This is a genomic window from Streptomyces sp. 184, from assembly GCF_045781775.1.
Taxonomy (GTDB): domain Bacteria; phylum Actinomycetota; class Actinomycetes; order Streptomycetales; family Streptomycetaceae; genus Streptomyces.
In genome coordinates, this window is the sequence record NZ_CP123230.1 from 6,197,328 (window position 1) to 6,221,479 (window position 24,152).

A 24,152-nucleotide genomic window follows, 5' to 3' on the forward strand; every position below is an offset into this window, starting at 1 on the left:
GTGCACACTGCTATGACGTCCGGCGGCGGGCGAGTGTGACAGCAGCCGGGCAGCGTGTCGGCGGCGTTACGGACGGACGGGTGACGGTGGGACGGGCTGCCGGTCGCCGGCCGGCGCCGCCGCCTTCTCGGGGTGGCCGGGGCGCCAGATGCGCGGGCCGATCTCCAGCGACAGCGCAGGGATCAGCAGGCTGCGTACGAGGAACGCGTCCAGCAGGATGCCGATCGCGACGAGCAGGCCCTGATGGAGCGATGCCACCGTCGGGATGGTGGCCAGCACGCAGAACGTGGCCGCCAGCACGATCCCGGCGGAGGTGATCACTCCGCCGGTCACCGTCAGCCCGGTCAGCGTGCCCTCGCGGTGGCCGCGGCTGCGGACCTCCTCCCGGACCCGGGTCATCAGGAAGATCGTGTAGTCGACCCCGAGCGCGACCAGGAACAGGAAGCCGATCAGCAGCAGGCTCCGGTCGATGCTGGGGTGGTCGATGGCGTGGAAGACCAGCGAGGCCGCGCCCACCGCGGAGGCGTACGAGAGCACCACCGACACCAGCAGCACCAGCGGTGCGACCACCGCCCGCAGCACCAGGACCAGCATCAGCAGCACCACGCCGAGGATCAGCGGGATGAGGAGCATCTCCTCCTCCGACTGGGCGTCGGAGGTGTCGAGCAGCATCGCGGACTGGCCGCCGACCAGGCCGTCCGCGCTCTCGCCGCCCGCGTCGTCGAGGGCGTCGCGCATCCGCTCGACGGTGTCGCGGGCCGCGGAGGTGTCCGGGCCGTCCGCGAGCACCGCCTCGATGTGGGTCCACCCGCCCGCGGAGTCAGCCGCCGACGCCGACGCGACGCCGTCCACGGCCTGCACGGCCTGGAGCGCCGCGTCCGTCCCCCCCTCGGGCACGTACACGTCGGCCGGGGCGGAGGACCCGGCGGGAAAGTGCTTCGCCAGCAGTTCCTGGCCCTCGACGGAGTCGACGGACTTGGTGAACTGCTCTTCCTGCGTCTGGCCGATCTCCACCGTGGTGACGCCGAAACCGAGGGCGATGAGCACGGCCAGCGACGCGGCGCCGACGGTGCGCGGCCTGCGGCCCACGACCCCCGAGACCCGGGCCCACCAGCCGTGCTCCTTCTCCACACCCGCGTCGTACCCCGGGGAGAAGCGCGGCACGAACGGCCAGAACGTCCAGCGGCCCAGGATGATCAGCAGCGCGGGCAGCAGCGAGGTCATCGCGAGGAACACCACCGCGATGCCGATGGCCACCACCGGGCCGAGGCCCTGGGTGGAGTTCATGCTGCCGAAGACCAGGCAGAGCGTGGCCAGGCCCACGGTGCCGGCGGAGGCGGCGAGGGCCGGCAGGACGCGGCGTACGGCGTTGCGCATGGCCTCGTGCCGGTCCTCGTGGCGGTGCAGTTCCTCGCGGTAGCGGGCGATGAGCAGCAGCGCGTAGTCGGTGCCGACGCCGACGCTGAGGACGAGCAGGATGTACGTGCTGAGCCCGTTGACCACCAGGCCCGCGTGCTTGGCCAGCAGATACACCACGCCGCTGGCCACCTGCGAGGCCAGGAACACCGCGAGCAGCGGGACGATCCACAGCACCGGGCTGCGGTACGTCAGCAGCAGCAGCACCGCGACGACGGCGAGCGCGGCGCCCAGCAGCATGCCGTCCATGCCGGCGAAGACGTCGGCGAAGTCTCGGATGCTGCCCGCCTCGCCGGAGACCCGCACCTCCAGCCCGTCGGGCCGGCCGGCCGTGACGACCTCGTCGGCGGCGTCCACGGCGTCGGTGAGGACGGCGTTGTCGCCGGGGTCGCTACGTACCGGGAAGCTGAGGAACGCCGCCTGCCCGTCCTCGGAGAGCGCCGGCTCGCCGACCTCGCCGGAGGCGATGCCGTCGCCGATCCCGCCGCGGTCGGCGGTGATCTTCTCCAGGTCTGCGGAGGTGAGGCCGCCGTCGCGGGCGTAGACGACGACGGCGGTGCTGTTGTCCTTGTCGTCGAAGTGCTCCTCGGCGAGTTCCACCGCCTGGGTCGACTGGGCGCTGGACGGCAGCCAGGTCTCGGGGTCGTTGTCCTGGACGTCGGCGACCTTGGCCGCCAGCGACCCGCCCGCCACGATGAGCAGCAGCCAGACCGCGAAGACCACCCACTTCGAGCGGCGTCCCGAGACGACGCCCGCGTACCGGGCGACGAATCCGGTGCCCGTATCCGGATCCCGATCCGGACTTACCGATTGCGTATGATAATTCGACATGAATGCTCGCAAAGTGTTCGGGGAGCCTACGGCCGACGGCTCGGATCGGAGTTCGTGGGGAAGAGCGGCGAAGGCGCGGCCGGTTCGCGGGCCCGCTGCCTCGTCCGGTCGCGCGGACGGTCCCGTTCTTCACTGCCATGACGTCCGGCGGCGCGATGATGTGACAGGCGGCCCTCGGACCGTGCGGCGGCGCCGGGAGGGAGGATGATGGTCATGCACGAGAGCGAGCTGCTGGCCCGTACGTTCGAGGAGAAGCGCCCGCGGCTCCAGGCCGTGGCCCACCGCATGCTCGGTTCGGCCGAGGAGGCCGAGGACGCCGTGCAGGAGGCGTGGATCCGGCTCCACCGCAACGGCGCGGAGTCCGTCGAGAACCTCGACGCCTGGCTCACCACCGTCGTCGGCCGCGTCTGCCTGGACGTCCTGCGCGCCCGCAGCCGCCGCGAGGAGCTGTTCGAGGAGCACGCCGACCCGGTGCCCGCGCCGCCGGCGGACGAGACCGCCGACCCCGAGCAGGCGGCGATGCTCGCCGACTCGGTGGGCAAGGCGCTGCTGGTCGTCCTGGACACGCTGGAGCCGGACGAGCGGCTGGCCTTCGTGCTGCACGACATGTTCGCCGTGCCGTTCGCCGACATCGCCGCCGTCATCGACCGCAGCCCGGCCGCCACCCGGCAGCTCGCCAGCCGCGCCCGCCGCCGCGTGCAGGGCGCGTCGCCGCTGCCCGACCTGCGCCGCCAGCACGAGATCGTGAGCGCCTTCTTCACCGCCGCCCGCAACGGCGAGTTCGACCGGCTGCTGGCGCTGCTGGCGCCGGACGTCGCGATGCGGGCCGACGACACCGCGGTGCGCATCGGCGCGGCGCAGGCCACGCGCGGCGCGCAGGGGGTGGCGAAGGTCTTCTCCGGCGGCGCGGAGGCGGCGCGGCTCGCGCTGGTCGACGGCTCCGTGGGCGCGGTCTGGCAGTCGAAGTCCCGCACGATCGTGGCGTTCCGGTTCACCGTCGAGGACGGCCGGATCACCGCGATCGACCTGGTGGCCGAGCCCGACCGGCTGGACGGGATGGACATCGCGGTGCTGGAGTAGCGCCCGGCTCATCCGCGGGACACCGCCGCCGGCACCAGGCACTCCTCCAGGAAGGCCAGCGCCCCCAGGTGGTAGGCGCGCGCCGCCCAGCCGAGGCTGAGGTTGTGCCCGGCGTCCGGGCGGCGGTCCACGGCCGTGCGCGGCGCGGCGGTGAAGCAGGCCGCCATGGCGGCCGGTTCCGCGCCCTCGTGCACCCACCAGCGCTCGTGCTCGGCGAAGGTCAGCCGCACCGGCACCCGGACGCGCGGCGCGAGCCGGCCGAACAGCTCCGGCCAGCGCGCGAGGTCCGCCGCCTCCCGCTCCGGCATCGGCGCGACCACGGCCGCGCCGGTACGGAACGTGGCCGGCGGGTAGAGCCGCAGCGGGCCCCAGTGCCGGCGCCGGTCGGCGCGGTCGGCGGCGCCGGGGACCACCCCGGGCGCGTACCGCCGTCCGCAGCCGGAGACCTCGACGCCCAGCAGCCGGTCGCCGTCCTCGGCGTGCGCGGCGGCGGACACGGCCAGCTTGCCGCCGAAGGAGTGCGCCAGCAGGAACACCCCGGCGCCGGTGGGGCGGCGGGCGGCGTAGCCGGCGACGGCGGCGCGCAGCAGCGGCGTCTGCTCGGCGACGGTCAGCCCGCGCGGCAGCGCCGCGGCGGAGCCGCCGTAGCCGGGGCGGTCGACGGCGAGCACGGTGTAGCCGAGGGCCGCGCCCAGCCGGAGCAGGGACAGCGCGGGGCGGGCCGGCGCGTCGAAGTAGCCGGCGGTCATGCCGCCGCCGTGCACCGCGACGACCAGCGCCCGCGGGTCGCCGCCGGCCGCGGGCTCGGCGAGCAGGGCGGACAGCGCAACCCCGGCGGCGTCCAGCGTGACGTGCCGTACGACGGCGTCGGGCGCGGCGGCGGCCGTGGCGGCGGGTGGCCCGGCGATCGGCCCGGCGGCGGTCATGGCAGCGGTTGGCCCGGTGGCCGCGGACCCGGCGGCGGTTGACCCGGCGGCACTTGGCCCGGCAGCGGTCGGCTCGGCAGCAGTCGGCCCGGCGGCGGCCGGCCCGGTGGCCGGCACCGCTACCCGGCCCGCCCGTCGCCGAACCACCGGCGCAGCGCCTCGGTCAGGCCGCGCGGCGATCCGTCGGACGTCCACGCGACGTGCCCGTCCGGCCGGACGAGTGCGGCGCCCAGCCCGGCGAGCACATCGGTGGCGCCCTCCACCGGCTTGGCGGTGGCGGTCACGGTGTCGACGCGGGCCGACCAGGGCGCGGCGGCGGCGCGCAGCGCGGCACTGCCGGCGAGGTCGACGAGGACGCCGCGGGCCGGGTGCAGCAGGCGGAAGGTGTCGGTCTCGCCGCCCGCGCCGGTCAGCGGGCGCTTGGCGAGCCGCCGGCCGAGCAGCGGGTGCGCCGCCGCGGGCTCCGCCGCGTCCGCGCCGGCCGCCGCGCCGTCGCCGCCGGTCCCGTTCACGTCGTAGGCGATGTCGAGATGGCTGACGATCCCCGCCAGATGCCGCTTGACGACGTCGTGCTCGATCAGCTCCGCGAACACCGCGCGCAGCGGGTCCGACTGCTCGCCGCCGAGGAACACCATCCCCTGCGCCCGCGTGTTGGTCATCAGCCGCTCCCCCACCGGGTGCCGCTCGGCGTGGTACGTGTCCAGCAGCCCGGCGGGCGCGCGGCCGGCGACCTCCGCGGCCAGCTTCCAGCCCAGGTTCGCCGCGTCCTGCACGCCGGTGCTGAGCCCCTGCCCGCCGGCCGGGAGGTGGATGTGCGCGGCGTCCCCCGCCAGCAGCACCCGGCCCCGCCGGTACTCGGTCACCAGCCGGGCGGCGTCGCTGAAGGAGCTGACCCACTCGGCGCTGCCGCCGCTGATGTCCTCGCCGGTGATGTGCTGCCAGGCGGCGGCCACCTCGGCGTAGCCGATGTCGTCGTCGCGCTCGCGCGCCGGGGTGCCGTGCGGGCAGACGATGATGCGGTCGACGCCCTCCTTGAGCGGCGCGGCCATCACCATGCCGTTCGGCAGCCGTTCGCCGAGGAAGCGGGGCTTGAGCCCGCAGCCCACCACGTCGGCCAGGTACATCGCCCGGGTCGCGGGCATGCCGGGGAAGTCGAAGCCGGCGAGCCTGCGCACGCGGCTCTGGCCGCCGTCGCAGCCCACGAGGTACGCGGCCCGCAGCCGCCGCGGCCCCTCGGGGGTGTCCGCGGCGATCTCGACGTACGCGCCGTCGAGGAACCCCTCGGCCAGCTCCGTCACCTCCCAGCCCCGCCGGATGTCCGCACCCAGCTCGCGGGCCCAGCCCTCCAGGACGGCCTCGGTCTCGTTCTGCGGTATGCCGCGAGCGCCGAAGTGGCCGTCCTCCAGGGCGGTGTAGTCGAACTGCACCCCGCCGAAGTGCCCCATGGGGCTGACGTCGAGGGTGTCGCCCTGCCCGAACCGCGGCAGCAGCCCGCGCTGGTCGAACACCTCCATGGCCCGCGCGGTGAAGCCGAGCCCGCGGGACTGGCCGGTCGGCTCGGCCAGGCGCTCCAGGACGACGACGCGGGCCCCGCCCAGGCGCAGTTCGCCGGCGAGCATCAGCCCCGTCGGTCCGGCGCCGACGACGACGACATCGGTGTCCACCGCTGTCTCTGCCATGGTGGTCCTGCCTCTCTGGTCGCAACTGGGCTTGGGTGTCGTACGGATCGGGGCGGCGAGCGGATACGGGCCTTCGGGTACGGGCCTTCGGGTACGGGGCCGTCAGGCGGGGGCGCCGAACCAGCGCGCCAGGGCGTCGGTGAGGCCGTCCGTGCCGCCGCCGGAGACCCACGCGACGTAGCCGTCCGGCCGCACCGCCACGGCCGGCACCCCCTCCAGCCCGCCGGCCGCCGCCCCCGGCTCGACGCGGGCCGCGACCCGGTCGACGCGGTCGGCCCACCTCCCGCCCGCCGCCGGCGCCCGGCCGTCGAGCCCGAGCAGCAGCCCGCGCCCGGACCGCAGCAGTTCGTACGTGGTGCACGTGGAGCTGCCGACGCGCAGCACGGCGTGCGGCAACCGGGCGCCGAGCAGCGGGTGTTCCGGGCCGCCGACGTCGTAGCGGATGTCGAGGCCGCTGATCATGCCGGCGAGCCGGGCGCGCACGGGCGCGTACGGGATCAGCTCGGCGAGGACCGCGCGCACCGGTTCGACCTCGGGGCCGCCGAGGAGCAGTTCGGTCTGGGCGCGGATGTTGGACAGCACGGCGCGGCCGACCGCGTGCCGCTCCGCGTGGTACGTGTCCAGCAGCCCCGCGGGCGCGTGCCCGCCGACCTCGGCGGCGAGCTTCCAGCCGAGGTTGAAGGCATCCTGGAGGCCGAGGTTGAGGGCCTGGCCGCCGGTGGGCATCTGCCGGTGCGCGGCGTCGCCCGCGTACAGGACGCGGCCGTGCCGGTAGCTCGCGAGCTGGCGGTTGGCGTCGTCGAAGTGGTTGACCCACAGCGGCTTGCCGCCGCCGATGTCCTCGCCGGTGACGCGCCGCCAGGCGGCGGCGATCTCCTCGAACCGCGCCGGCCCGGTGCGTTCGCGGTCCCGTACGGCCGCGCCGAACTCGTGCACCATCACCCGCGTCACGCCGTCCTCGCGCCGCGCCGCGATGGCCAGCCCGCGGGGCAGCCGCTCGAAGCGCCGCGCGGGGATGTCGATGCCGTCGACGTCGGCGCGCAGCAGCTCGCGGCCCGCCGGCTCGCCGGGGAAGTCGGCGGCCGTCAGCGCACGCACCGTGGAGTCCTGGCCGTCGCAGGCCACGAGGTGGCTGCCGCGCAGCCGCACCGCGCGCCCGTCGCGGCCGACGGCCTCGGCCTCGACGGCGTCGCCGTCCTGGACCACGGCGATCAGCCGCAGCCGGTGGCCGCAGCGGATGTCGGCGCCGAGGGAGAGCGCCCACTCCTCCAGCACCGACTCGGTCTTGTTCTGCGGCACCTTCCACTGCCCGGGGTAGGCGCCGGGCAGCGTCAGGTCCAGCGGGATGCCGCCGAAGTGGCCGCGCGGCTCGTTCGGCGGGCTGCCGAAGTCGGGCAGCAGGCCGCGGCTGTCGAAGACCTCCATGGTGCGCGCGTGCAGCGTGGAGGCGCGCGACTCGGTGGTGGGGCCGTGGCGCTGCTCGACGACGGACACCCGCACGCCGCGCAGGCACAGCTCCGCCGCGAGCATCAGCCCGACCGGTCCGGCGCCGACGACGATGACCTGGGTCTCCATCACCTCGGCGGCACCGGCGACGGCCCGGGGTGCGCGGTCCGCGGCCATGTCAGTTCTTCCGCTCCGCGTAGTCCCGGGCGTGGCCCAGCGTGGCGCGGCTGTTGGTGCTGAGCGCGGCGTGCACGTAGTCGCGGGCGTCCGCGACGGTGGCCCGGTCGCCGAGGATCCGCGCGATGTTCGCGGTGTTGATCGAGACGGTGTGCTGCGAGCCCGCCTCGGTGGTGCCGCGGCCGGTGTCGGTGAACGTCCACACGCCGGTGTGCAGGGTCATCAGCGCGGGCAGCGTCACCTGCTTGTAGGCGATCTTGTACGGCGGGAAGGTGACCCGGTACGACTTGGTGGTGTGCACCGAGCCGTCCTTGGCGCGGGTGTCCATCGCCAGCGTCTGGAGCCCCGGGCTCGGCTCGTCGAAGTGCACGGAGGCGACGTGCGGCAGCCGCTCGGGCCACAGCGCGGCCTCGTTGACGAAGTCGTAGACGTCCTTGACGGCGCCCGCGACCTCCAGGGTGTCGGTGAAGGAGAAGACCAGCTCCTCGGCCTCCGCGAGGTGCGCGCTCTCGACGTTCTCCTTCAGCGCGGCCAGCTCCGAGCGGCTGTTGGTGTCGACCGCCCGGTCGATCCACTCCAGGCCCTGCGGGTCGTCGTCGATCGCCCGGTAGTCGTGCAGCAGCCGTACCCGCGAGGACGTACCGCGCGGCTCGATGATCCACGTGCCGCCCATGGCGGCGACCGGCGGGGTGGTCACCTCCTGTCGGAAGACGATCCGCAGGGTGGCGGGGTCGAGCGTGCGGCGCGACGTCCAGGTCTTGGGCTCGCCGTTGGCGGTGGCCCAGATGCGGATGCGTTCGCGGTGCTCGCCGGTCTGCTCCTGCTCGACGTGGATGGTGGGCGGGAAGATCCGCGGCCAGTGGTCCACGTCCGCCAGCAGGCGGTAGACCGTCTCGGCGGGGGCGTCGATGGTGATCTCGTGCTCGACCTCGCGCGTCGTCATGGCTGCTGCTCCTGCTCCTTGTCGGCCGCTCGGCCGGTCGGTCGGTCGGTCGGGGGGCGGTCAGAAGTTGCCGAGTCCGCCGCAGACGTTCAGCGCCTGGGAGGTGATGGAGGCCGCGACGTCGGAGGCCAGGTAGCCGATGAGGCCGGCGACCTCCTCGGGGGTGCTGTAGCGGCCCAGCGGGATCTTGGCCTGGAACTTCTCCAGGATTGCGGCCTCGGTGGTGTCGTAGACGGCGGCGTAGCCCTGCCGGACGCGCCGCGCCATCGGCGTCTCGACGTAGCCGGGGCAGACGGCGTTGACGGTGATGCCGGTGGGGGCCAGCTCGTTGCCGAGGGCCTTGGTGAAGCCGACGACGCCGTGCTTGGACGCGGAGTACGGGGCGCCGAGCACGACGCCCTGCTTGCCGGCGGTGGAGGCGACGTTGACGATCCGGCCGCGGTCGCGCTCGCGCATGCCGCCGGTGGTCAGCACCTCGCGGGTCACGCGGAACACGCTGTTGAGGTTGGTGTCGATGACGTCGTCCCACAGCTCGTCGCCGATCTCGGCGGTGACGCCGCCGCCGGAGCGGCCGGCGTTGTTGACGAGCACGTCGACGGGGCCGTACGTGTCGACCGCGGCCTGCACGAACGCCTTGATCGAGGCGTGGTCGCGGACGTCGAGGGCCTGGCCCTCGGCTGTGTGGCCGGCGTCCTTCAGGGACTTCACGGTCGTGACGACGTCGGCCTCGGTGCGCGCGCCGAGGAACACCCGGTATCCCTGGCCGGCCAGGAGCCGTACGGTCGCGAGTCCGATGCCGCTGGTGCCGCCGGTGACGACGGCGACGCGGTCGGTGGGCTGGGTCATGGCATGCGTCCTCTCAGACGGCACGGGCGGCGGCCAGCCGCTCGTTCACGGTCGTGATCAGGGCCCGGGGCGTCAGCGCCTCGGTGGTGAGGGTGTCGTCGTCCAGGGAGATGCCGTACTCGCGCTCGATGCAGCCGCCGGTCTCCAGCAGCGCGAGCGACTCGTAGCCGAGGACGTCGAAGGCGGTGTCCAGGATGTCCGCGCCGAGGTCCGTGGCCTCGTCGGCGCCGGCGGCCTCCAGGAGGATGCGCCGGAGGTCGTCGAGGGTGAACTCCTTGTCCGTCATCTGTCTTTCGTCCCTTCCTTACGGGGCCGGGTCGGCGGGTCGGGCTGCGGGGCCGGCCTGGGCCAGGACCGCGGTTTCAGTCCCCGGCGCGCACGACCATCGCGGAGTTGAACCCGCCGTGGCCCCGGGCCACCACCAGCGCGGTGCGCAGCTCGGCCGGGCGGGGCTGGTACAGCACCAGGTCCAGGTCGTACTCGGGGCAGGGGTCGGTGTGGACGGTGGGCGGTATCACGCCCGCCCGCATGGCCAGCAGCGCGCACGCCACGTCCAGCGGGGCGGCGCCGGAGTAGAGCCGGCCGGTCATCGACTTGGGCACGGTGACGGGCACCCGGCCGGAGCCGAAGACCTCGCTGACGGCCTCCGCCTCGGCCCGGTCCAGCTCCGGCACGCCCGCGCCGTCGGCGAAGACCACGTCGACGTCGCCGGGCGCGGCGCCCGCGTCGTCGAGCGCCACGCGGATCGCGGTGCGCAGCGTGGACGGCCGGCCGCTGCCGGGCGGCGGGTCGATGGTGGCGCCGTAGCCGGCGATCTCGCCGAGGACCCGCGCGCCGCGGGCGCGGGCGGCGGGCGCGGACTCCAGGATGAGGATCGCGCCGCCCTCGCCGGGCACGTAGCCGCGGGCGTCGCGGTCGAACGGCAGGTAGGCGCGGGTCGGTTCGTCGCTGGTGGTCATCAGCCCGGACGCGAGCTGCGCCACCCAGCCCCACGGGCACACGGAGGCGTCGACGGCGCCGGTGACGATCAGCGGGGTGCCCTTGCGTATCTGCCTGCGGGCCTGCGCGAGCGCGTCGAGGCCGCCGGCCTGGTCGCTGACGACGACGCCGCTGGGGCCCTTCATGCCGTGCCGGATGGAGATCTGGCCGCTGTTGACGGCGTAGAACCAGGCGAAGGACTGGTACGCGGAGACGAACTGGCTGCCCTTGGCCCAGAGTTTCTGAAGCTCGCCCTGGCCGAACTCGAAGCCGCCCGCGTGGCTCGCGGTGATCACGCCCATGTCCAGCGGGTCGAACGTCTCCGGGGCCACTCCCGCGTCGGCCAGCGCCCAGTCCGCGGCGGCCAGCGCCAGCCGCGTCACCCGGTCGGTCTGCGGCAGCAGCCGGCTGGGCAGGTGGTCGGCGGCCTCGAAGCCGGGGATCTCGCCGGCGAGCTGGGCGGGGTAGCCGGACGGGTCGAAGCGGGTGATGCGGCCGATGCCGCTCTTGCCGCCGCGGGTGGCCGCCCAGTAGTCCGCCGCGCCCAGCCCGTTGGGGGCGGCGACGCCCAGGCCGGTGACCGCGACCGGCGCGGGTGCGCCCGTCATACGGTGCTCCTCTCCGGGCCGGCGAGCACCATGGCGCTCTGGAAGCCGCCGAAGCCGCTGCCGACCGTCAGTACGGCGTCCACGATCTGGTCGCGCGCCGTCAGCGGCACGTAGTCGAGGTCGCACTCCGGGTCCGGGGTGGTCAGGTTCGCCGTGGGCGGCACGACGTCGTACTCCATCGCCAGCGCGGAGGCGGCGATCTCGATGGAGCCGATGGCGCCCAGCGAGTGGCCGACCATCGACTTGATGGAGCTGACGGGGGTGGCGTAGGCGTGCGCGCCGAGGCTCTTCTTGAACGCCGCGGTCTCGTGCCGGTCGTTCTGCTTGGTGCCGGAGCCGTGGGCGTTGACGTAGTCGATGTCCTCGGGGTTCATCCGCGCCTCGGCCAGCGCGACCCGTATCGCCTCGGCCATCTCCGCGCCGTCCCGGCGTAGCCCGGTCATGTGGTAGGCGTTGGAGCGCGTGGCGTACCCGGCGATCTCGGCGTAGACGTGCGCGTCCCGCCGCCGGGCGCTCTCCAGCTCCTCCAGCACGAAGAACGCGGCGCCCTCGCCGAGCACGAAGCCGTTGCGGGTGCCGTCGAAGGGGCGCGAGGCGCGCTCGGGGGCGTCGGTGCGCGGCGTCGTCGCCTTGATCGCGTCGAAGCACGCCAGGGTGATCGGCGAGATCGGCGCGTCCGCGGCGCCGGCGACCATGACGTCCACGGAGCCCTCGCGCACCAGCTCGGCGGCGTAGCCGACCGCGTCGATGCCGGAGGTGCAGCCGGTGGAGACGACGGTCGCGGGCCCCTCGCCGCCGACGGCCCAGGCCACTTCGGCGGCGAACGAGCTGGGCACCAGGTAGTTGTACAGATGCGGCACCGCGTAGCGGTGGTCGACGAGGTCCAGCCGGCCGCCGTCGCTGACGACGCGGTACTCCTCGTCCAGCCCCATCGTGGCGCCCACCGCGCTGCCGACGACCACGCCGACGCGGTGCGGCGCGAGCCCCGGGAGGTCCGCGCCGCTGTCCGCGACGGCGTTGCCGGCCGCCACCACGGCGAACTGCGCCGCGCGGTCCATGCGCCGCGCCTCCTGCGGGGTCAGGCCGTAGTCGAGGCCGCAGAAGTCGGCCTCGGCGGCCACCCGGGAGCGGAACGGCGCGGGATCGAAGAAGGTGATCCCGCGGGTCGCCGTCCGCCCCTCGCTGATCAGCCGCCAGAAGTCCTCGCGGCCCAGACCGCCGGGCGCGAGCACCTCCATCCCGGTGATGACCACGCGGCGCTCGGTCATGCGCCGGCCTCCCAGGAGTAGAAGCGGCGCGCCATCGCGTCGGCCGGGGAGCGCCAGGTGGCCGGGTCGTACGCCTCGATGTGCGGCTTCAGGTCCTCGCTGATCCGGACGAACCGCGGGTCGTCCTTGGCGCCCTCGATCCGCTCCCCTCCGTCGTCGGAGTCGAAGTCCTGGAGGTGGAAGTACAGCCCGCGGAAGGCGAAGAGCTGGCGCCGCCTGGTGCCCATGCGGTGCGGCATGTCGGTGGCGTCGAAGTCGGTGAAGAGCCGGGCGACGTCGTCTCCCGCGGAGGTCGCCATCCGGGCCACGATCAACGTGCTGTGCATTCCTGCTCCTTGCGACGGTCGGTCGTCACGGGGTCACTCGCCGGCCTTGCGGGTGTGCACGACGCGGTAGGAGTTCCAGTCGCGCTCGGTGGCCAGCGCCTCGACGCGGGCCTCGGACGCGCGGCGGGCCTCGGACTTCTCCGCGTCGGCCGCGGCGCGGTAGGCGTCGTAGCTCTCCCTGCTCGCCCACTGCGAGTAGACGACGGCGAACGCGCCGTCCAGGAAGCGCGCCCGCAGCCCCTTGAAGACGCTGTGCGAGCGGTAGCCGGGCACGTCGGCGAGCCAGCTCTGGCCCTCCCCCAGCGCCGCGATGAGCTGCTCCTGGTCGCCCTCGGAGGTCTTGAAGATCTCGATCACCGTGTGGTCCTCGCGGGCCGGCTCGATCTCGGTGGACCCGCCCTGCGAGGGGTGGCGCTGGGTGTAGACGATCTCGTTCTGGAGGAGCCGGATGGAGGTGGTGATCTCGCTGAACACCGGCATCACGCGGTGCTTGAACTCCTCGCCCGCGTAGCGCGCCTCCAGGTCCTCGCCGCTGCGCCACTGGATGAAGTTGGCGGTGCCCGGGCTCTCCTGGCCGGCGTGCACGGTGGAGGAGATCCAGCCGTCGTACGCCGCGGCGTCGACGATCTTCCGCATCTCCTGGATCAGCCTGTCCTGGTTCTCCGGCTTGTCGGTGGTGAAGAGGTTGAGAACGGTCAGGTACTTGTCCTCGGTGGAGATGGAGGGCATGGCTCGGTCACTTCCTTAGCAGAGGAGTGGATGTCGGAGGATCGGAGGATCGGAGGAGGTGGTACGGGCCGGGCGGACCGGCCGCGGCCGGCCCGCCGGGGTTCAGCCGCCCGGGCCGAACCAGCGCTCCAGCGCCTCGGCCGGCGGGGCGCCGTCGTCGTCGGGGGCGGCCCAGGCGACGTAGCCGTCGGGGCGCACCAGGAGCGCGCCGCCCTCCGGCAGCACGCCGCCGGGCTCGGCCGCGACGAGGTCGACGCGGTCCGACCAGCGCTTGGCGGTGCCGCCGACCGCGTCCTCGCCGGTGGCGTCGAGCAGCACGCCGCGGCCGGGGTGCAGCAGTTCGTGGACGGTGGTGCGCTGCCCGTCGCGGGTGGTCACCTCGCCGTCGGGCAACCGCCGGCCGAGCAGCGGGTGCGCGCCGGCCGCCGCGTCGGCGGCGTGGCGGATGTCGAGCCCGGTGACCATGCCGGCGAGCCGGCGCTGCACCGACTCGTGCCGCATCAGCTCGGCGAACACCTCGACCAGCGGGGTGATCTCGTCGCCGCCGAGGTAGAGCATGCGCTGCGCCAGGGTGTTGGCGAGGATCCGCGCGCCCACGGGGTGCCGCTCGTCGTGGTACGTGTCCAGCAGCGCGTCCGGCGCCAGGCCCTTCAGCACCAGCCCCAGCTTCCAGCCGAGGTTCACCGCGTCCTGCACGCCCGCGCTCATCCCCTGCGCGCCGATGGGCAGATGGACGTGCGCGGCGTCGCCCGCGACGAAGACCCGGCCGCTGCGGTACGCGTCGGCCAGCCGGCTGACGTCGGTGGTCGAGCTGACCCACAGCGGGGTGGCGCCGGAGATGTCCTCGCCGGACAGCTTGTGGAACGTCCGCGCCACCTCGTCGAACGTGATCGGGTCCGGGCCCTTGCGCAGCGGCTCGGCGCGGTCGTAGTAGACGATGCGGCAGCGGTCGGGGCCGAGCGGCAGCACCATGACCATGCCGCCGGGCACCCGCTCCCCGGAGAAGCGGGGCCGCAGTTGCACGCCGGCGATGTCGGCGAAGCGCAGCTCGATGCCCGGCTCGGTGCCGGGGAAGCCGATGCCGGCGGCCTTGCGCACCACGCTGCGGGCGCCGTCGCAGCCGACCACGTAACGGGCCCGCAGCGGGCCGGCGTCGGCGCCGTCCGCGCCGGTGGCCCGGAGGGTGACGCCGGTGTCGTCCTGCGCCAGCCCGGTGACCTCGACGGCGCGGCGGATTTGGGCGCCGGTCTCGGCCGCCCGGCCGGCGAGCATCCCCTCGGTGCGCGACTGGGGTACGCCGCGGGCGCCGTACGAACCGCCCTCGATCACCCGGTAGTCCAGCGGGATCCCGCCGAAGTGCCCCACGGGGATGGTGTCGACCTGGCCGAGCCGGGCGAGCAGCCCGCGCTGGTCGAATTCCTCGATGGTGCGCGCGGAGAACCCGAGGGCCCGCGACTCCTTTATCGGCTCGGCGAGCCGGTCGAGCACGATAACCGAAATGCCGTGCAGGCCGAGTTCCCCGGCGAGCATGAGCCCGGTGGGGCCGGCACCCACGATGATCACGTCCGCGTCATAGTTGTCCATGGTCGCCCATCCGCCGTGTGCCGATTGATGTGCCACCGAGTATGGGCAGCCGCGAACGGGCCGGTAAAGAGAAACAAGTACAGGGCTTCTACAGGTCGTGACAGAATCTCCACAGGAATGTCAGAGCTTTACCAGCCGGGCTTGGTCGGCCCGCCGCCGCGGGCCCATGCTGAGGCATGACCTCGACAGAAAATGAATCATTCGCACCCGGCACGCCATTGGTCGACGCGCTGGTCGTGGGCGGTCTGCTGGACCGCTATCTGATCGGGCTCGACACCGAAAAGCTGGACGACCGCTGGGCGCGCGGCCTGTTCACCGAAGATGCCGCGGTGGTGTTCCCCATGAGCGGGCACCGGGGAATCGAGGGACTTGCGGAGTGGCACCGCACGTCGCTCGCGGCCTTCGCGCGTACGCAGCATCTGAATTCCCCGGCGGTGGTGGAATGCACGGGCGACACGGCGGCGCTGCGCGCCAATCTCGTCTCCACGCACGTGCACCGTTCCGACGACGCGCGCCCGGGGCTTTTCGCCGTCGGCACCTCGGTGACCGGCGAGGCCCGGCGGACCGCGGCCGGCTGGCGGCTGAGCGCGCTGACGTTCGGGGTGATCTGGATGGACGGCTCCCCGCCCGGCGCGGGCGGCTGAGCCGCGTCAGCAGTTGAGGCTCAGCACCCGGTCGACCTCGATCTCCACGACCACCCGGTCCGGCGGGTTCGGCGGCCCGGACCAGTAGCGCTCGACGTACCGGCGCACCCCCTCCGCGACGCGGTCGGGGTCGCCGGTCACGCGCGCGACGCCTTCGAGGGTGACCCAGCGGGCCCCGTCGACCTGGCACAGCGCGACCCGCGCGGAGCGCGCGGCGAGCACGTTGCGCACCTTGCGCGCGGTTCCGACCGTCAGCACCCGCGCGAGGCCCGTCGCGCGGTCCCAGGTGAAGCGCACGGGCGCCAGGTGCGGCGTCCCGTCGGGCCGCAGGGTGGTCAGCACCGCCGTGCCCGGCGCGGTGAGGAACGCCTCGACCGCGGGGGTGACCGCCGTCGTACCGCTGCGCTGCGGGGAGATCGTCATGGGCTCCTCGATTCCTCGGTGGTCACCGGTCCCCGGTGGCGCCGGCGCGCGGCGCCGCCCGGGTGTGCCGGGATCCCGGGGTTCCGGGGTCCCGCGTCGCCGCGGCCGCGGAGGTCAGTCGATCCCGCGCACCACGTTCGGCTCCGGGGGCTCCTCCTCGTCCACGCCGGCCAGCAGGAGCACCGGTGGCTCCGCCGTGGCGGTCTGCCGCGCACGCTCGGCCTCGTCCATGAGGTCCACCTCCCGCGACCGCCCGGCACCGGCCCCGCGACGCTGCGGGGCCCGGACGGTCCACCCCCACACGTTGCCAAGCGGTTCTAGAGACTCGACTGAGCCACGGTTGCGCCCCACTTGGCGGGGCCTTTTCCCGCGGCGGCCGGAACGCTCCAGCCAGCTTCGAACCGCCCTCGATCCGCCGCTCAGACAGTGAGCGGAAAGCGGCGGAACGGAGGGTCATGGCCGGCTTCTTCAAGCGAGTCCTGCACGAGGTGTACGAGGCCCTGAAGGTGAGCGGCTCGCTGCACGTCGCCGGGCCGTGGATCCCCTCGTGGCTGCCGTCGCAGGCGGACGACGGGCCGCCGCGGCTCGACGAGCCGCCCGCCGGCCACCCGGAGCGGCTCTGCCCCGGCACGGCGCTCACCCCGGCGGAGCGCGCCCTCGAACGGGAGCTGAACCGCGGCCCCTGAGCGCGCCCACCCCGACGCGGCCGGGCGCGCGACCGTTCCTCGACCGGCCGTCCAGCGGCGTGCCGGAAGTTGGCAGCCGAGCGGGCATCCACCGCCGTACGAGTTCGAGGAGGCGCCATGCGCAAGGTCGTTTCGCGGGACGGCACGACGATCGCGTACCGGAAGGCGGGCGACGGCCCGCCGATCGTGCTGCTCAACGGCGCGTTCCGTGATCACACGATCTTCGACCAGCTCGTCCCGGAGCTGACGCCGTCCTGCACGGTCTACGCCTACGACCGCCGCGGGCGCGGCGAGAGCGGCGACGCCCCCGCCTGGTCCCTGGAGCGGGAGGTCGAGGACCTGGCGGCGGTCATCGAGGAGGCCGGCGGCGAGGCCGTCGTCTTCGCCGGGTCCACGGGCGCCAACCTGGCGCTGCACGCGGCCCGCGCCGGCCTGCCGATCACCAGACTGGCGCTGCACGAGCCGTACTTCCGCACCGCCGGGCACCCGATGCCGCCGGCGGACTGCCTGGACGTCATCCGCACGCTGCTCGCGGACGACCGGCGCGGCGAGGCCGCGGAGTACTACCTCGGCGAGATGCTGGGCCTGGCCCCCGCGGTGATCGCCGAGTGGCGCAAGGCGCCGCTGTGGGCGACGAACGAGGCGCACGCCCACACCCTCGTCTACGACGTCACCCTCTGCGGCGACTTCCGCGTCCACCCCGAGGAGGTGGCCGAGGTCCGCATGCCGTCGGTGGTCGTGTGCAGCGACGGCACCAGCGACTGGCTGCGCGACGCGGCCATGGCGACGGCGACCGCGCTGCCCCACGGCTGGGGGATGCGGCTGCCCGGCTCGTGGCACCGGGTGCAGACCGACGTCCTCGGCGGGGTCCTGAGCGGCTTCGCCACCACCTGACGCCCGCGGGGGCGCGGGGCGTACGCCCGCACCCCCCGGCAGCGCGGCGGGGCGCGGGCCTCCGCGCCCGCGCCCCGCGCCCGTCCCCGCCCGCTACGGCAGGGCCCTCACCACGGCACCGGCCCGTCGTCCGACAGCGACTCCCCGGAGGGGCCCGCGTCGTCCAGCAGCGCCAGCCGCACCGCGATCACCGCGCCCTCGGCGGGAGTCCGCTGCCCGCGGTGGCCGTTGATGTCCGTGGCGACGATCCCGGGGTGCGCGGCGTTGACCTTGACGGACGTCCCCCGCAGCTCCTTCGCGTACGCGACCGTCAGCGCGTTGAGCGCCGTCTTCGACGACTGGTACGCGATCAGGTTGACGCGCGCCATCGGCGAGCCTGGGTCGGCGTTGAGGGTCAGCGACCCCAGGTGGCTGGACTGGTTGACGACGCGGCCCGCCGGCGAGCGGCGCAGCAGCGGCAGCATCGCGTTGGTCACCGTCACCACGCCGAAGACGTTCGTCTCGTACACCTCCCGCATGTCGGCGGCGGTCGCCACGCTCGGCGGGCCGGTGAACCCGCCGGCGATGCCGGCGTTGTTGACCAGGACGTCCAGGCGGCCGTGGGCGCGCTCGATCCGTACCGCGGCCTCGGCGACCGACTCCGGGTCCGTCACGTCGATCCGCAGCGCCGTCGCGGCGATACCGCGCTCCGCGAGCGCACCGGCGGCCTTCTTTCCGCGCACCTCGTCCCGGGCGCCGACGAGGACGACGGCACCCGCCTCGCCGAGTTGGCGGGCTATCTCGAATCCGATCCCCTTGTTGGCGCCCGTGACAAGTGCGATCCGTTCCGCGGTCATGCCGAAACCCCTTTCCGAGGCGTTCAACCGAGGATTTCCCACGGTCGAACCGGTGGCCTTTCCCCCATAGTTGCAGGAGCGCCCGGGCCGAGAGCAACCTGTTCTCATGCAGCCCCGGATGAATAACCCGTCACTGGTCGTGTCCGACTCCCTCCAGCCCTTGCTCGACCTTTCCAAAATCATCGGCAAGGTCGGGATTCCGCAGCAGACGCTCGATCTTGTCCGGCTGCGGGTGAGTCAGCTCAACGGCCGTATCTACACGCTTCCCCGCGACGCGGAAAACGCGGCGGAGGCCGACGAACGCCTGCCGATGGTCGAAGGCTGGCGGAATGCGTCGTGCTTCGACGACACCGAACGCGCCGCTCTCGCGCTGGCCGAGGCGGCGACCCTGCTCGCCGGCGAGGACGACCCGGTACCGGACGACGTCTGGGACCCGGCCGCCCGCGTTTTCAGCGAGCAGGAACTCGCCGCGCTCGTCATCCATATCGGCCTGGTCAACCTCTGGAACCGCGTCAACGTGTCGACCCGGCAGGTGCCCGCGGACTGGCGCTGAAACGGCCCCGGCGGCGCGGTCACCGAAGCGGGCACCGAAGCGGGCACCGAAAAGGGAGCGCCGATCGCGCCGCCCGCCGCCCACCCACTACTGGAGAGGGAAAGCCTTGTTGAAGCTCATCAACGCCGGTCTGGGCAGGACCGGCACGACATCGCTTCAGGTCGCGCTCGAACAGCTCGGATACGGGCCCTGCTACCACATGTTCGACATCGTCGGCAGCGAAGAGCGCCTCGCGCAGTGGGAGAGCATCGTCGTCGACGGCAAGCAGCCCGACTGGGCGTCGGTCCTCGACGGCTTCTCCTCCATCGTGGACGGCCCGCCCTCCCTGCACTACGCGCAGATCATGAAGGCGTTCCCGGAGGCGAAGGTCGTCCTCACGGTGCGCGACGCCGAGGGCTGGTACCGCAGCACGCGCGACACGCTGTACCAGTTCGTCGTCCGCAACCGGGCGACGCCGCCGGAGCCGGGCACCCGGGAGGCCCGCGTGTTCCGCATGATCAACGCGCTGATGTGGGACGGCCTCCTCGGCGGCCGGTTCGAGGACGAGGCGTACGCGATGAACGTCTACCGCCGGTACAACCAGGAGGTCATCGAGACGGTCGACGCGGAGCGGCTGCTCGTCTACGACGTGAAGCAGGGCTGGGGGCCGCTGTGCGGCTTCCTCGGCATCGAGGTGCCGGACCGGGAGTTCCCGCACGTCAACACCACCGCGTCGATGCGCGAGCGGGTGCAGAACTTCGGCGACGGCCCGCCCGCGCCCGAAGGTCTCGACCGGCCGGGCGCGCGGCCCGCGGCGAGCCCGGGCTGACCGGCGGCGCAGGAAGCGCGGAGTACGGGCCGGGGCCGCGGGGCGGCGTCCCGGCCCGTTTCCGTACGGCCGTCACACCGCCTGCTGCCTGCTCCGCAGCCGCTCGGCGAACAGGCTCCACTCCTTGCTGATGCCGTCGGCGATCGGCGCGATGACGCTGAGCCAGTGCGTCGGCACGGCGTTGACCAGGTCGTGCCAGCCGTCCGGGTCGGCGGCGTGCGCCGCCATCCACTGAAGGAACTCCTTGCCGCTCTCGGTGTAGCGGACGGTCGGGTCGGTGGCCACCTTCTCGGCGACGGCAGCCCAGGTGGGCGGCGGGTCGGTGTAGTTGCGGCGGCGCGGTACGGCGGCGGGGGCCGGCGCGGGCAGCGCGGTGACGGCCTCCGCGGCGGGCAGCACCTTGGAGACCCCGCTCCCCGGCGCCGGCGCCGCCGCCGCGTGCACCGCCGGCCGCGGGGCGGGCCCCCGGCGGCCGTTGCGCTCCGGGCTGACCCCGCGGCGCAGCCGCGCCTTGACGTCGTGGACGGTGCCCAGCGACACGTCCGTCTCCCGCGCCACCTGCCGCAGCGGCGCGTCGGGGTGGGCGCTGATGTACTCGGCGGCGCGGCGCCGCCCCTCGCCCGCGTTCACCGGCCGCTTCCGGCCGTCGCGCCCGAGCCGCTTCCCGCCGGGGGCCGCCGCGCCCGCCGTACGCAGCCGCAGCGCCGCTATCGTCTTCGCGCTCAGCCCGCTGATCCCGGCGATGGCCCGGTCGGACCAGTCCGGGTGCGCGGCCAGCACGCGGCGGGCGCCGCCGAGCCGGTCGGCCTTCGACAGCGGCAGCCCGTGCGCGCTGTTGGCCTTCATCGCGAGCACCAGCGCCTCGGAGTCGGTGCAGTCCAGGAAGCGCACCCGCACGCTCGCGTCGCCGCGCAGCCGGGCGGCCTCCAGCCGGTGCAGCCCGTCGATGACGCGGCAGCCGTCCTGCTGGACGAGGAGGGGCGGCAGCCCGGCGCGGCCGGTCGCCTCGGCGAGCAGTTGGACGTGGGCGGCGTCCGTGCCGGCCTGGCGGAGCCGGAGGCCGGGCGAGAGGGCATGGACCGGGATGTCCCGGGCGGGCAGTTGCTCGAACCTCCCCGGGTCCCAGGCGTCGCCGGCCGCCGGTTCGTCGTCGGGTGCGGCGGAACTGAAGCCGTCTGCGATCACTGCGGTCTGCACGTCGTGGACAGCCACCGGCCTGCCCCTTTCTGCCGTTTCCGACGAGCCTGGCAGCGGGATCTACAGCCGCAGTCGAATGCGGGTCGACGGGGCACGGGGCCGCCGCGCGTGGCGAGGGCCCCGTGCGCCGGGCCCTATCCGGGCGGGTCGGCGGAGGTGGCGGCGGCGGTTTCGGCCCGTGTGCGGGCGGGGCCGAACCAGCGGTCGAGGGCGCCGGACAGCTCCCCCCCGCTGCCGGGCGCGGCCCAGGCCACGTACCCGTCAGGACGGATCAACACCGACTCCGGCGGCACGGGCCCGGGCCCCTCCGCCCACGCACCCGCGACCACGTCCACCCGATCCGCCCACCCCTCCGCGGCACCCTCCCGACCCGTCACCAGCACCCCGCGCGCCGCGCGCAGCAGCTCCGCCACCCGCACCCGCGCACCGTCCGGACGTACCAACTCCCGCTCCGGCGCCAACCGCCGCCCCAGCAGCGGATGCTCCCCCGCCCCCACCTCGTACCGCACACCCAGCCCGCTGAGCATCTCGGCCATGTACCCGGCGGCGTCCTTCTCCGCCACCAGCTCGCCGAGCACGGCGCGCACCGGGTCCATCTCCTCGCCGGTGAGCCGCAGTTCGATCGCGGCGCGGGCGTTGCGGGCGAGCTGGCGCCCGACGGGGTGGCGCTCGGCGTGGTACGTGTCCAGCAGTCCCGCGGGCGCGAGGCCCCTCAGCACCAGCCCCAGCTTCCAGCCGAGGTTCACCGCGTCCTGCACCCCCACGCTGAGCCCCTGCGCCATGGCCGGCGGCTGCACGTGCGTGGCGTCGCCGGCCAGGAACACCCGGCCGCGCCGGTACTCGGCGGCCACCCGGGAGGCGTCGGAGAAGCAGCTCAGCCAGCGGCAGTCGGCGTGGTGGATGGACTCGCCGGTCAGCCGCTGCCAGGCGTCGGCGAGTTCGGTGTACGTCAGCGCGTCCCGGTCCTTCGGCGCCATGCCGCGCTCGTGCACGACGACGCGGGTGACGCCGTTCTCCAGGTCCATCGCCATCACCATGCTGCCGCCGGGCAGGTCCTCGCCGATGCGCCGGCGGCGGGTGCGCAGCCCGGTGACGTCGGCGGTGTAGAAGCCGCGGGTGGGCTCGGGGCCGGAGAAGTCGATGCCGGCGAGCCGGCGGACGGTGCTCCGGCCGCCGTCGCAGCCGACGAGGTACGCGGCCGAGTCCTCGCCGGGTCCGTCCGGCCCGTCGAAGGACACCGTCACGCCGTCCGGCGTCTCGCGGAAGGCGGTCAGCTCGTGGCCGCGCCGCAGCGGTACGCCGAGTTCGGCCGTCCAGTCCTCCAGCATCCGTTCGGTGCGGAACTGGGAGATGCCGCGGCGGGCGAAGTGGTCCTCGTCGGCGAGGGTGAGGTCGATCGGCACGCCGCCGAAGTGGCTGTCGGCGCGCTCGGTCGCCCCCAGCCGGCCGAGCAGTCCGCGCTGCTCGAAGCACTCGGCGGTGCGCCGGGTGAAGCTGGCGCCGCGCGACTCGCGGGGCGGCTCGGGCAGCTTCTCGTACACGACGACGTCGGCGCCGGCGAGGCGGAGTTCGCCGGCCATCATGAGCCCCACGGGGCCGGCGCCGACGACGATCACGTCCCTGGTCACGAGCGCGCTCCCGTCGGGTCGGCGGAGGTGGCGGCGGCGGTTTCGGCCCGTGTGCGGGCGGGGCCGAACCAGCGGTCGAGGGCGCCGGACAGCTCCCCCCCGCTGCCGGGCGCGGCCCAGGCCACGTACCCGTCAGGACGGATCAACACCGACTCCGGCGGCACGGGCCCGGGCCCCTCCGCCCACGCACCCGCGACCACGTCCACCCGATCCGCCCACCCCTCCGCGGCACCCTCCCGACCCGTCACCAGCACCCCGCGCGCCGCGCGCAGCAGCTCCGCCACCCGCACCCGCGCACCGTCCGGACGTACCAACTCCCGCTCCGGCGCCAACCGCCGCCCCAGCAGCGGATGCTCCCCCGCCTCCACCTCGTACCGGATGCCCAGGCCGCTGACGATCCCCGCGACGTGCCCCGCCGCGTCCTCGTGCGTCAGCAGCTCGCCGAACACGGCGCGCACCGGGTCCATCCCGTCGTCGCCGAGGTAGAGCAGCGAGGCCGCCTGCGCGTTGCGGATCAACTGCTCCCCGACCGGGTGCCGTTCGGCGTGGTACGTGTCCAGCAGGGCGTCCGGCGCCAGGCCCTTCAGCACCAGCCCCAGCTTCCAGCCGAGGTTCACCGCGTCCTGGAGCCCGGCGCTCAGCCCCCAGGCGGCCAGCGGCGGCATGTCGTGCGCGGCGTCGCCGGCCAGGAACACCCGGCCGCGGCGGTACTCGGCGGCCAGCGCGACCGAGTTGCCGCAGGCCCAGAGCCAGTCGGCGCGCGCTTCGCGGATCGACTCGCCCGTCAGCCGCTCCCAGGCGTCGGCGACCTCGGCGAAGGTGAGCGCGGCGGGATCGGGGTCGGTGGGCAGGCTCCGGTCGTGGATGACGATGCGCAGCCGGCCGTCGCCGAGCGGTGTGCAGACCACCATGCTGCCGCCGGGGAGGCGTTCGCCGATGGGGCGGGGGCGCAGGGGGACGCCGGCGATCTCCGCGGTGTACATCCCGCGGGTGGCCGCGCGGCCGGGGGCGGCGATTCCGGCGAGGCGGCGGACGGTGCTGTCCGGGCCGTCGCAGCCGACGAGGTACGCGGCCGAGTCCTCGCCGGGTCCGTCCGGCCCGTCGAAGGACACCGTCACGCCGTCCGGCGACTCGCTCAGGCCCGTCACCTCGTAGCCGCGGCGCACCTGCACACCGAGGCCCGCCAGCCACTTGCCGAGCATCTCCTCGGTCCTGGCCTGGGACAGGCCCAGCACCCCGCTCTGGTTCTCGTCGAGCATCCCGAGGTCGAAGCGGACGCCGCCGAAGTGCCCCATCGGGCCCCAGCGGAATTCGCCGAGTCCGGGCAGCAGCCCGCGCTGGTCGAGCGATTCGGCGGCGCGCCTGTTGAATCCGAGCGCGCGCGATTCCCCGCTCGGGGCGGTCAGCCGCTCGTACACGGTGACTTCCGCCCCGGCCAATCGGAGTTCGCCGGCCAGCATCAACCCGACGGGCCCGGCACCGACGACTACGACGCCAGTTGTCATTTTCCGACCCTCCTCGCAAGTGATGGCAAGAATCGCCGCCGCCAAAACTACTCATCGGCTATGTTCGAGGCGAATTTGCCACCGCAGGGGTGATGACCGGAAAAGTCCGCTGTTCGACCGCGCGTTCCGCCCGGTTGAACA

The 24,152-nt window shown here is 74.2% G+C and carries 23 protein-coding genes; 6 read left to right on the plus strand and 17 right to left on the minus strand.

Annotated features, from left to right (window positions below; all coding sequences use genetic code 11):
* Window positions 1-66: 66 nt before the first annotated feature.
* Window positions 67-2,139 carry an MMPL family transporter gene (locus QBL21_RS26390; protein WP_407564719.1) on the minus strand — a complete coding sequence of 691 codons (2,073 nt, stop codon included), beginning with the start codon at window positions 2,137-2,139 and terminating at the stop codon, window positions 67-69.
* 312 nt (window positions 2,140-2,451) lie between these two features.
* On the opposite strand from QBL21_RS26390, the gene QBL21_RS26395 reads away from it, so the two are divergent.
* Complete coding sequence (locus tag QBL21_RS26395) at window positions 2,452-3,327, plus strand: sigma-70 family RNA polymerase sigma factor (protein WP_407564720.1); 876 nt, start codon at window positions 2,452-2,454, stop codon at window positions 3,325-3,327.
* Window positions 3,328-3,335: 8 nt separating this feature from the next.
* Here QBL21_RS26395 and QBL21_RS26400 read toward each other — a convergent pair whose 3' ends face one another.
* From QBL21_RS26400 to QBL21_RS26450, 11 genes are all read right to left on the minus strand, one after another.
* Entirely contained in the window at window positions 3,336-4,253 is a 918-nt protein-coding gene (locus tag QBL21_RS26400) for an alpha/beta hydrolase (RefSeq protein WP_407564721.1), read from the minus strand.
* A 119-nt stretch (window positions 4,254-4,372) separates the two neighbouring features.
* Entirely contained in the window at window positions 4,373-5,932 is a 1,560-nt protein-coding gene (locus QBL21_RS26405; protein ID WP_407564722.1) for an FAD-dependent monooxygenase, read from the minus strand.
* A 102-nt stretch (window positions 5,933-6,034) separates the two neighbouring features.
* Window positions 6,035-7,555 carry an FAD-dependent monooxygenase gene (locus QBL21_RS26410; RefSeq protein WP_407564723.1) on the minus strand — a complete coding sequence of 507 codons (1,521 nt, stop codon included), beginning with the start codon at window positions 7,553-7,555 and terminating at the stop codon, window positions 6,035-6,037.
* A gap of 1 nt (window position 7,556) precedes the next feature.
* Window positions 7,557-8,498: an aromatase/cyclase gene (locus QBL21_RS26415; protein ID WP_407564724.1), complete on the minus strand. Its 942-nt coding sequence runs from the start codon at window positions 8,496-8,498 to the stop codon at window positions 7,557-7,559.
* 60 nt (window positions 8,499-8,558) lie between these two features.
* Entirely contained in the window at window positions 8,559-9,344 is a 786-nt protein-coding gene (gene fabG, locus QBL21_RS26420; RefSeq protein WP_407564725.1) for a 3-oxoacyl-ACP reductase FabG, read from the minus strand.
* 13 nt (window positions 9,345-9,357) lie between these two features.
* The gene (locus QBL21_RS26425) at window positions 9,358-9,630 is read right to left on the minus strand and encodes a phosphopantetheine-binding protein (protein WP_407564726.1); all 273 of its coding nucleotides are present in this window, start codon (window positions 9,628-9,630) and stop codon (window positions 9,358-9,360) included.
* Between the two features lie 76 nt (window positions 9,631-9,706).
* Window positions 9,707-10,930, minus strand: coding sequence for a ketosynthase chain-length factor (locus tag QBL21_RS26430; RefSeq protein ID WP_407564727.1), 1,224 nt, complete (start codon window positions 10,928-10,930; stop codon window positions 9,707-9,709).
* Entirely contained in the window at window positions 10,927-12,198 is a 1,272-nt protein-coding gene (locus QBL21_RS26435; RefSeq protein WP_407564728.1) for a beta-ketoacyl-[acyl-carrier-protein] synthase family protein, read from the minus strand. The genes QBL21_RS26430 and QBL21_RS26435 overlap by 4 nt, the downstream gene beginning before the upstream one ends.
* Complete coding sequence (locus QBL21_RS26440) at window positions 12,195-12,524, minus strand: TcmI family type II polyketide cyclase (protein WP_407564729.1); 330 nt, start codon at window positions 12,522-12,524, stop codon at window positions 12,195-12,197. Before QBL21_RS26440 ends, QBL21_RS26435 begins: the two co-directional genes overlap by 4 nt.
* Window positions 12,525-12,557: 33 nt before the next feature.
* Window positions 12,558-13,253 carry an antibiotic biosynthesis monooxygenase gene (locus QBL21_RS26445; protein ID WP_407564730.1) on the minus strand — a complete coding sequence of 232 codons (696 nt, stop codon included), beginning with the start codon at window positions 13,251-13,253 and terminating at the stop codon, window positions 12,558-12,560.
* Between the two features lie 102 nt (window positions 13,254-13,355).
* Window positions 13,356-14,837, minus strand: a complete 1,482-nt coding sequence (locus tag QBL21_RS26450) for an FAD-dependent monooxygenase (protein WP_407564731.1) — start codon at window positions 14,835-14,837, stop codon at window positions 13,356-13,358.
* Between the two features lie 176 nt (window positions 14,838-15,013).
* Between QBL21_RS26450 and QBL21_RS26455 the strand changes: the two genes are divergently transcribed.
* Window positions 15,014-15,481 carry a nuclear transport factor 2 family protein gene (locus QBL21_RS26455; protein WP_407564732.1) on the plus strand — a complete coding sequence of 156 codons (468 nt, stop codon included), beginning with the start codon at window positions 15,014-15,016 and terminating at the stop codon, window positions 15,479-15,481.
* A gap of 6 nt (window positions 15,482-15,487) precedes the next feature.
* Here the strand turns inward: QBL21_RS26455 and QBL21_RS26460 are convergent, their stop codons facing one another.
* A complete protein-coding gene (locus QBL21_RS26460) occupies window positions 15,488-15,904 on the minus strand; it encodes a pyridoxamine 5'-phosphate oxidase family protein (RefSeq protein WP_407564733.1) in 417 nt (138 codons plus the stop codon).
* 455 nt (window positions 15,905-16,359) lie between these two features.
* Here QBL21_RS26460 and QBL21_RS26465 point away from each other — a divergent pair, with 455 nt between their 5' ends.
* Together QBL21_RS26465 and QBL21_RS26470 are read left to right on the plus strand one after the other, a co-directional pair.
* A complete protein-coding gene (locus QBL21_RS26465; RefSeq protein WP_407564734.1) occupies window positions 16,360-16,590 on the plus strand; it encodes a DUF6059 family protein in 231 nt (76 codons plus the stop codon).
* Between the two features lie 117 nt (window positions 16,591-16,707).
* Window positions 16,708-17,484 carry an alpha/beta fold hydrolase gene (locus QBL21_RS26470; RefSeq protein WP_407564735.1) on the plus strand — a complete coding sequence of 259 codons (777 nt, stop codon included), beginning with the start codon at window positions 16,708-16,710 and terminating at the stop codon, window positions 17,482-17,484.
* Window positions 17,485-17,591: 107 nt separating this feature from the next.
* Here QBL21_RS26470 and QBL21_RS26475 read toward each other — a convergent pair whose 3' ends face one another.
* Window positions 17,592-18,320 carry an SDR family oxidoreductase gene (locus QBL21_RS26475; RefSeq protein ID WP_407564736.1) on the minus strand — a complete coding sequence of 243 codons (729 nt, stop codon included), beginning with the start codon at window positions 18,318-18,320 and terminating at the stop codon, window positions 17,592-17,594.
* Between the two features lie 106 nt (window positions 18,321-18,426).
* On the opposite strand from QBL21_RS26475, the gene QBL21_RS26480 reads away from it, so the two are divergent.
* Both QBL21_RS26480 and QBL21_RS26485 read left to right on the plus strand, forming a co-directional pair.
* The gene (locus tag QBL21_RS26480) at window positions 18,427-18,873 is read left to right on the plus strand and encodes a carboxymuconolactone decarboxylase family protein (RefSeq protein ID WP_407564737.1); all 447 of its coding nucleotides are present in this window, start codon (window positions 18,427-18,429) and stop codon (window positions 18,871-18,873) included.
* 109 nt (window positions 18,874-18,982) lie between these two features.
* Window positions 18,983-19,681 (plus strand): sulfotransferase family protein, encoded by a 699-nt coding sequence (locus QBL21_RS26485; RefSeq protein ID WP_407564738.1) that lies wholly within the window; start codon window positions 18,983-18,985, stop codon window positions 19,679-19,681.
* Window positions 19,682-19,753: 72 nt separating this feature from the next.
* Here QBL21_RS26485 and QBL21_RS26490 read toward each other — a convergent pair whose 3' ends face one another.
* The 3 genes from QBL21_RS26490 to QBL21_RS26500 form a co-directional block, all read right to left on the minus strand.
* Window positions 19,754-20,893, minus strand: a complete 1,140-nt coding sequence (locus QBL21_RS26490; RefSeq protein ID WP_407564739.1) for a ParB/RepB/Spo0J family partition protein — start codon at window positions 20,891-20,893, stop codon at window positions 19,754-19,756.
* A gap of 119 nt (window positions 20,894-21,012) precedes the next feature.
* Entirely contained in the window at window positions 21,013-22,506 is a 1,494-nt protein-coding gene (locus tag QBL21_RS26495) for an FAD-dependent monooxygenase (protein ID WP_407564740.1), read from the minus strand.
* Window positions 22,503-24,011 carry an FAD-dependent monooxygenase gene (locus QBL21_RS26500; protein WP_407564741.1) on the minus strand — a complete coding sequence of 503 codons (1,509 nt, stop codon included), beginning with the start codon at window positions 24,009-24,011 and terminating at the stop codon, window positions 22,503-22,505. The genes QBL21_RS26495 and QBL21_RS26500 overlap by 4 nt, the downstream gene beginning before the upstream one ends.
* Window positions 24,012-24,152 lie beyond the last annotated feature (141 nt).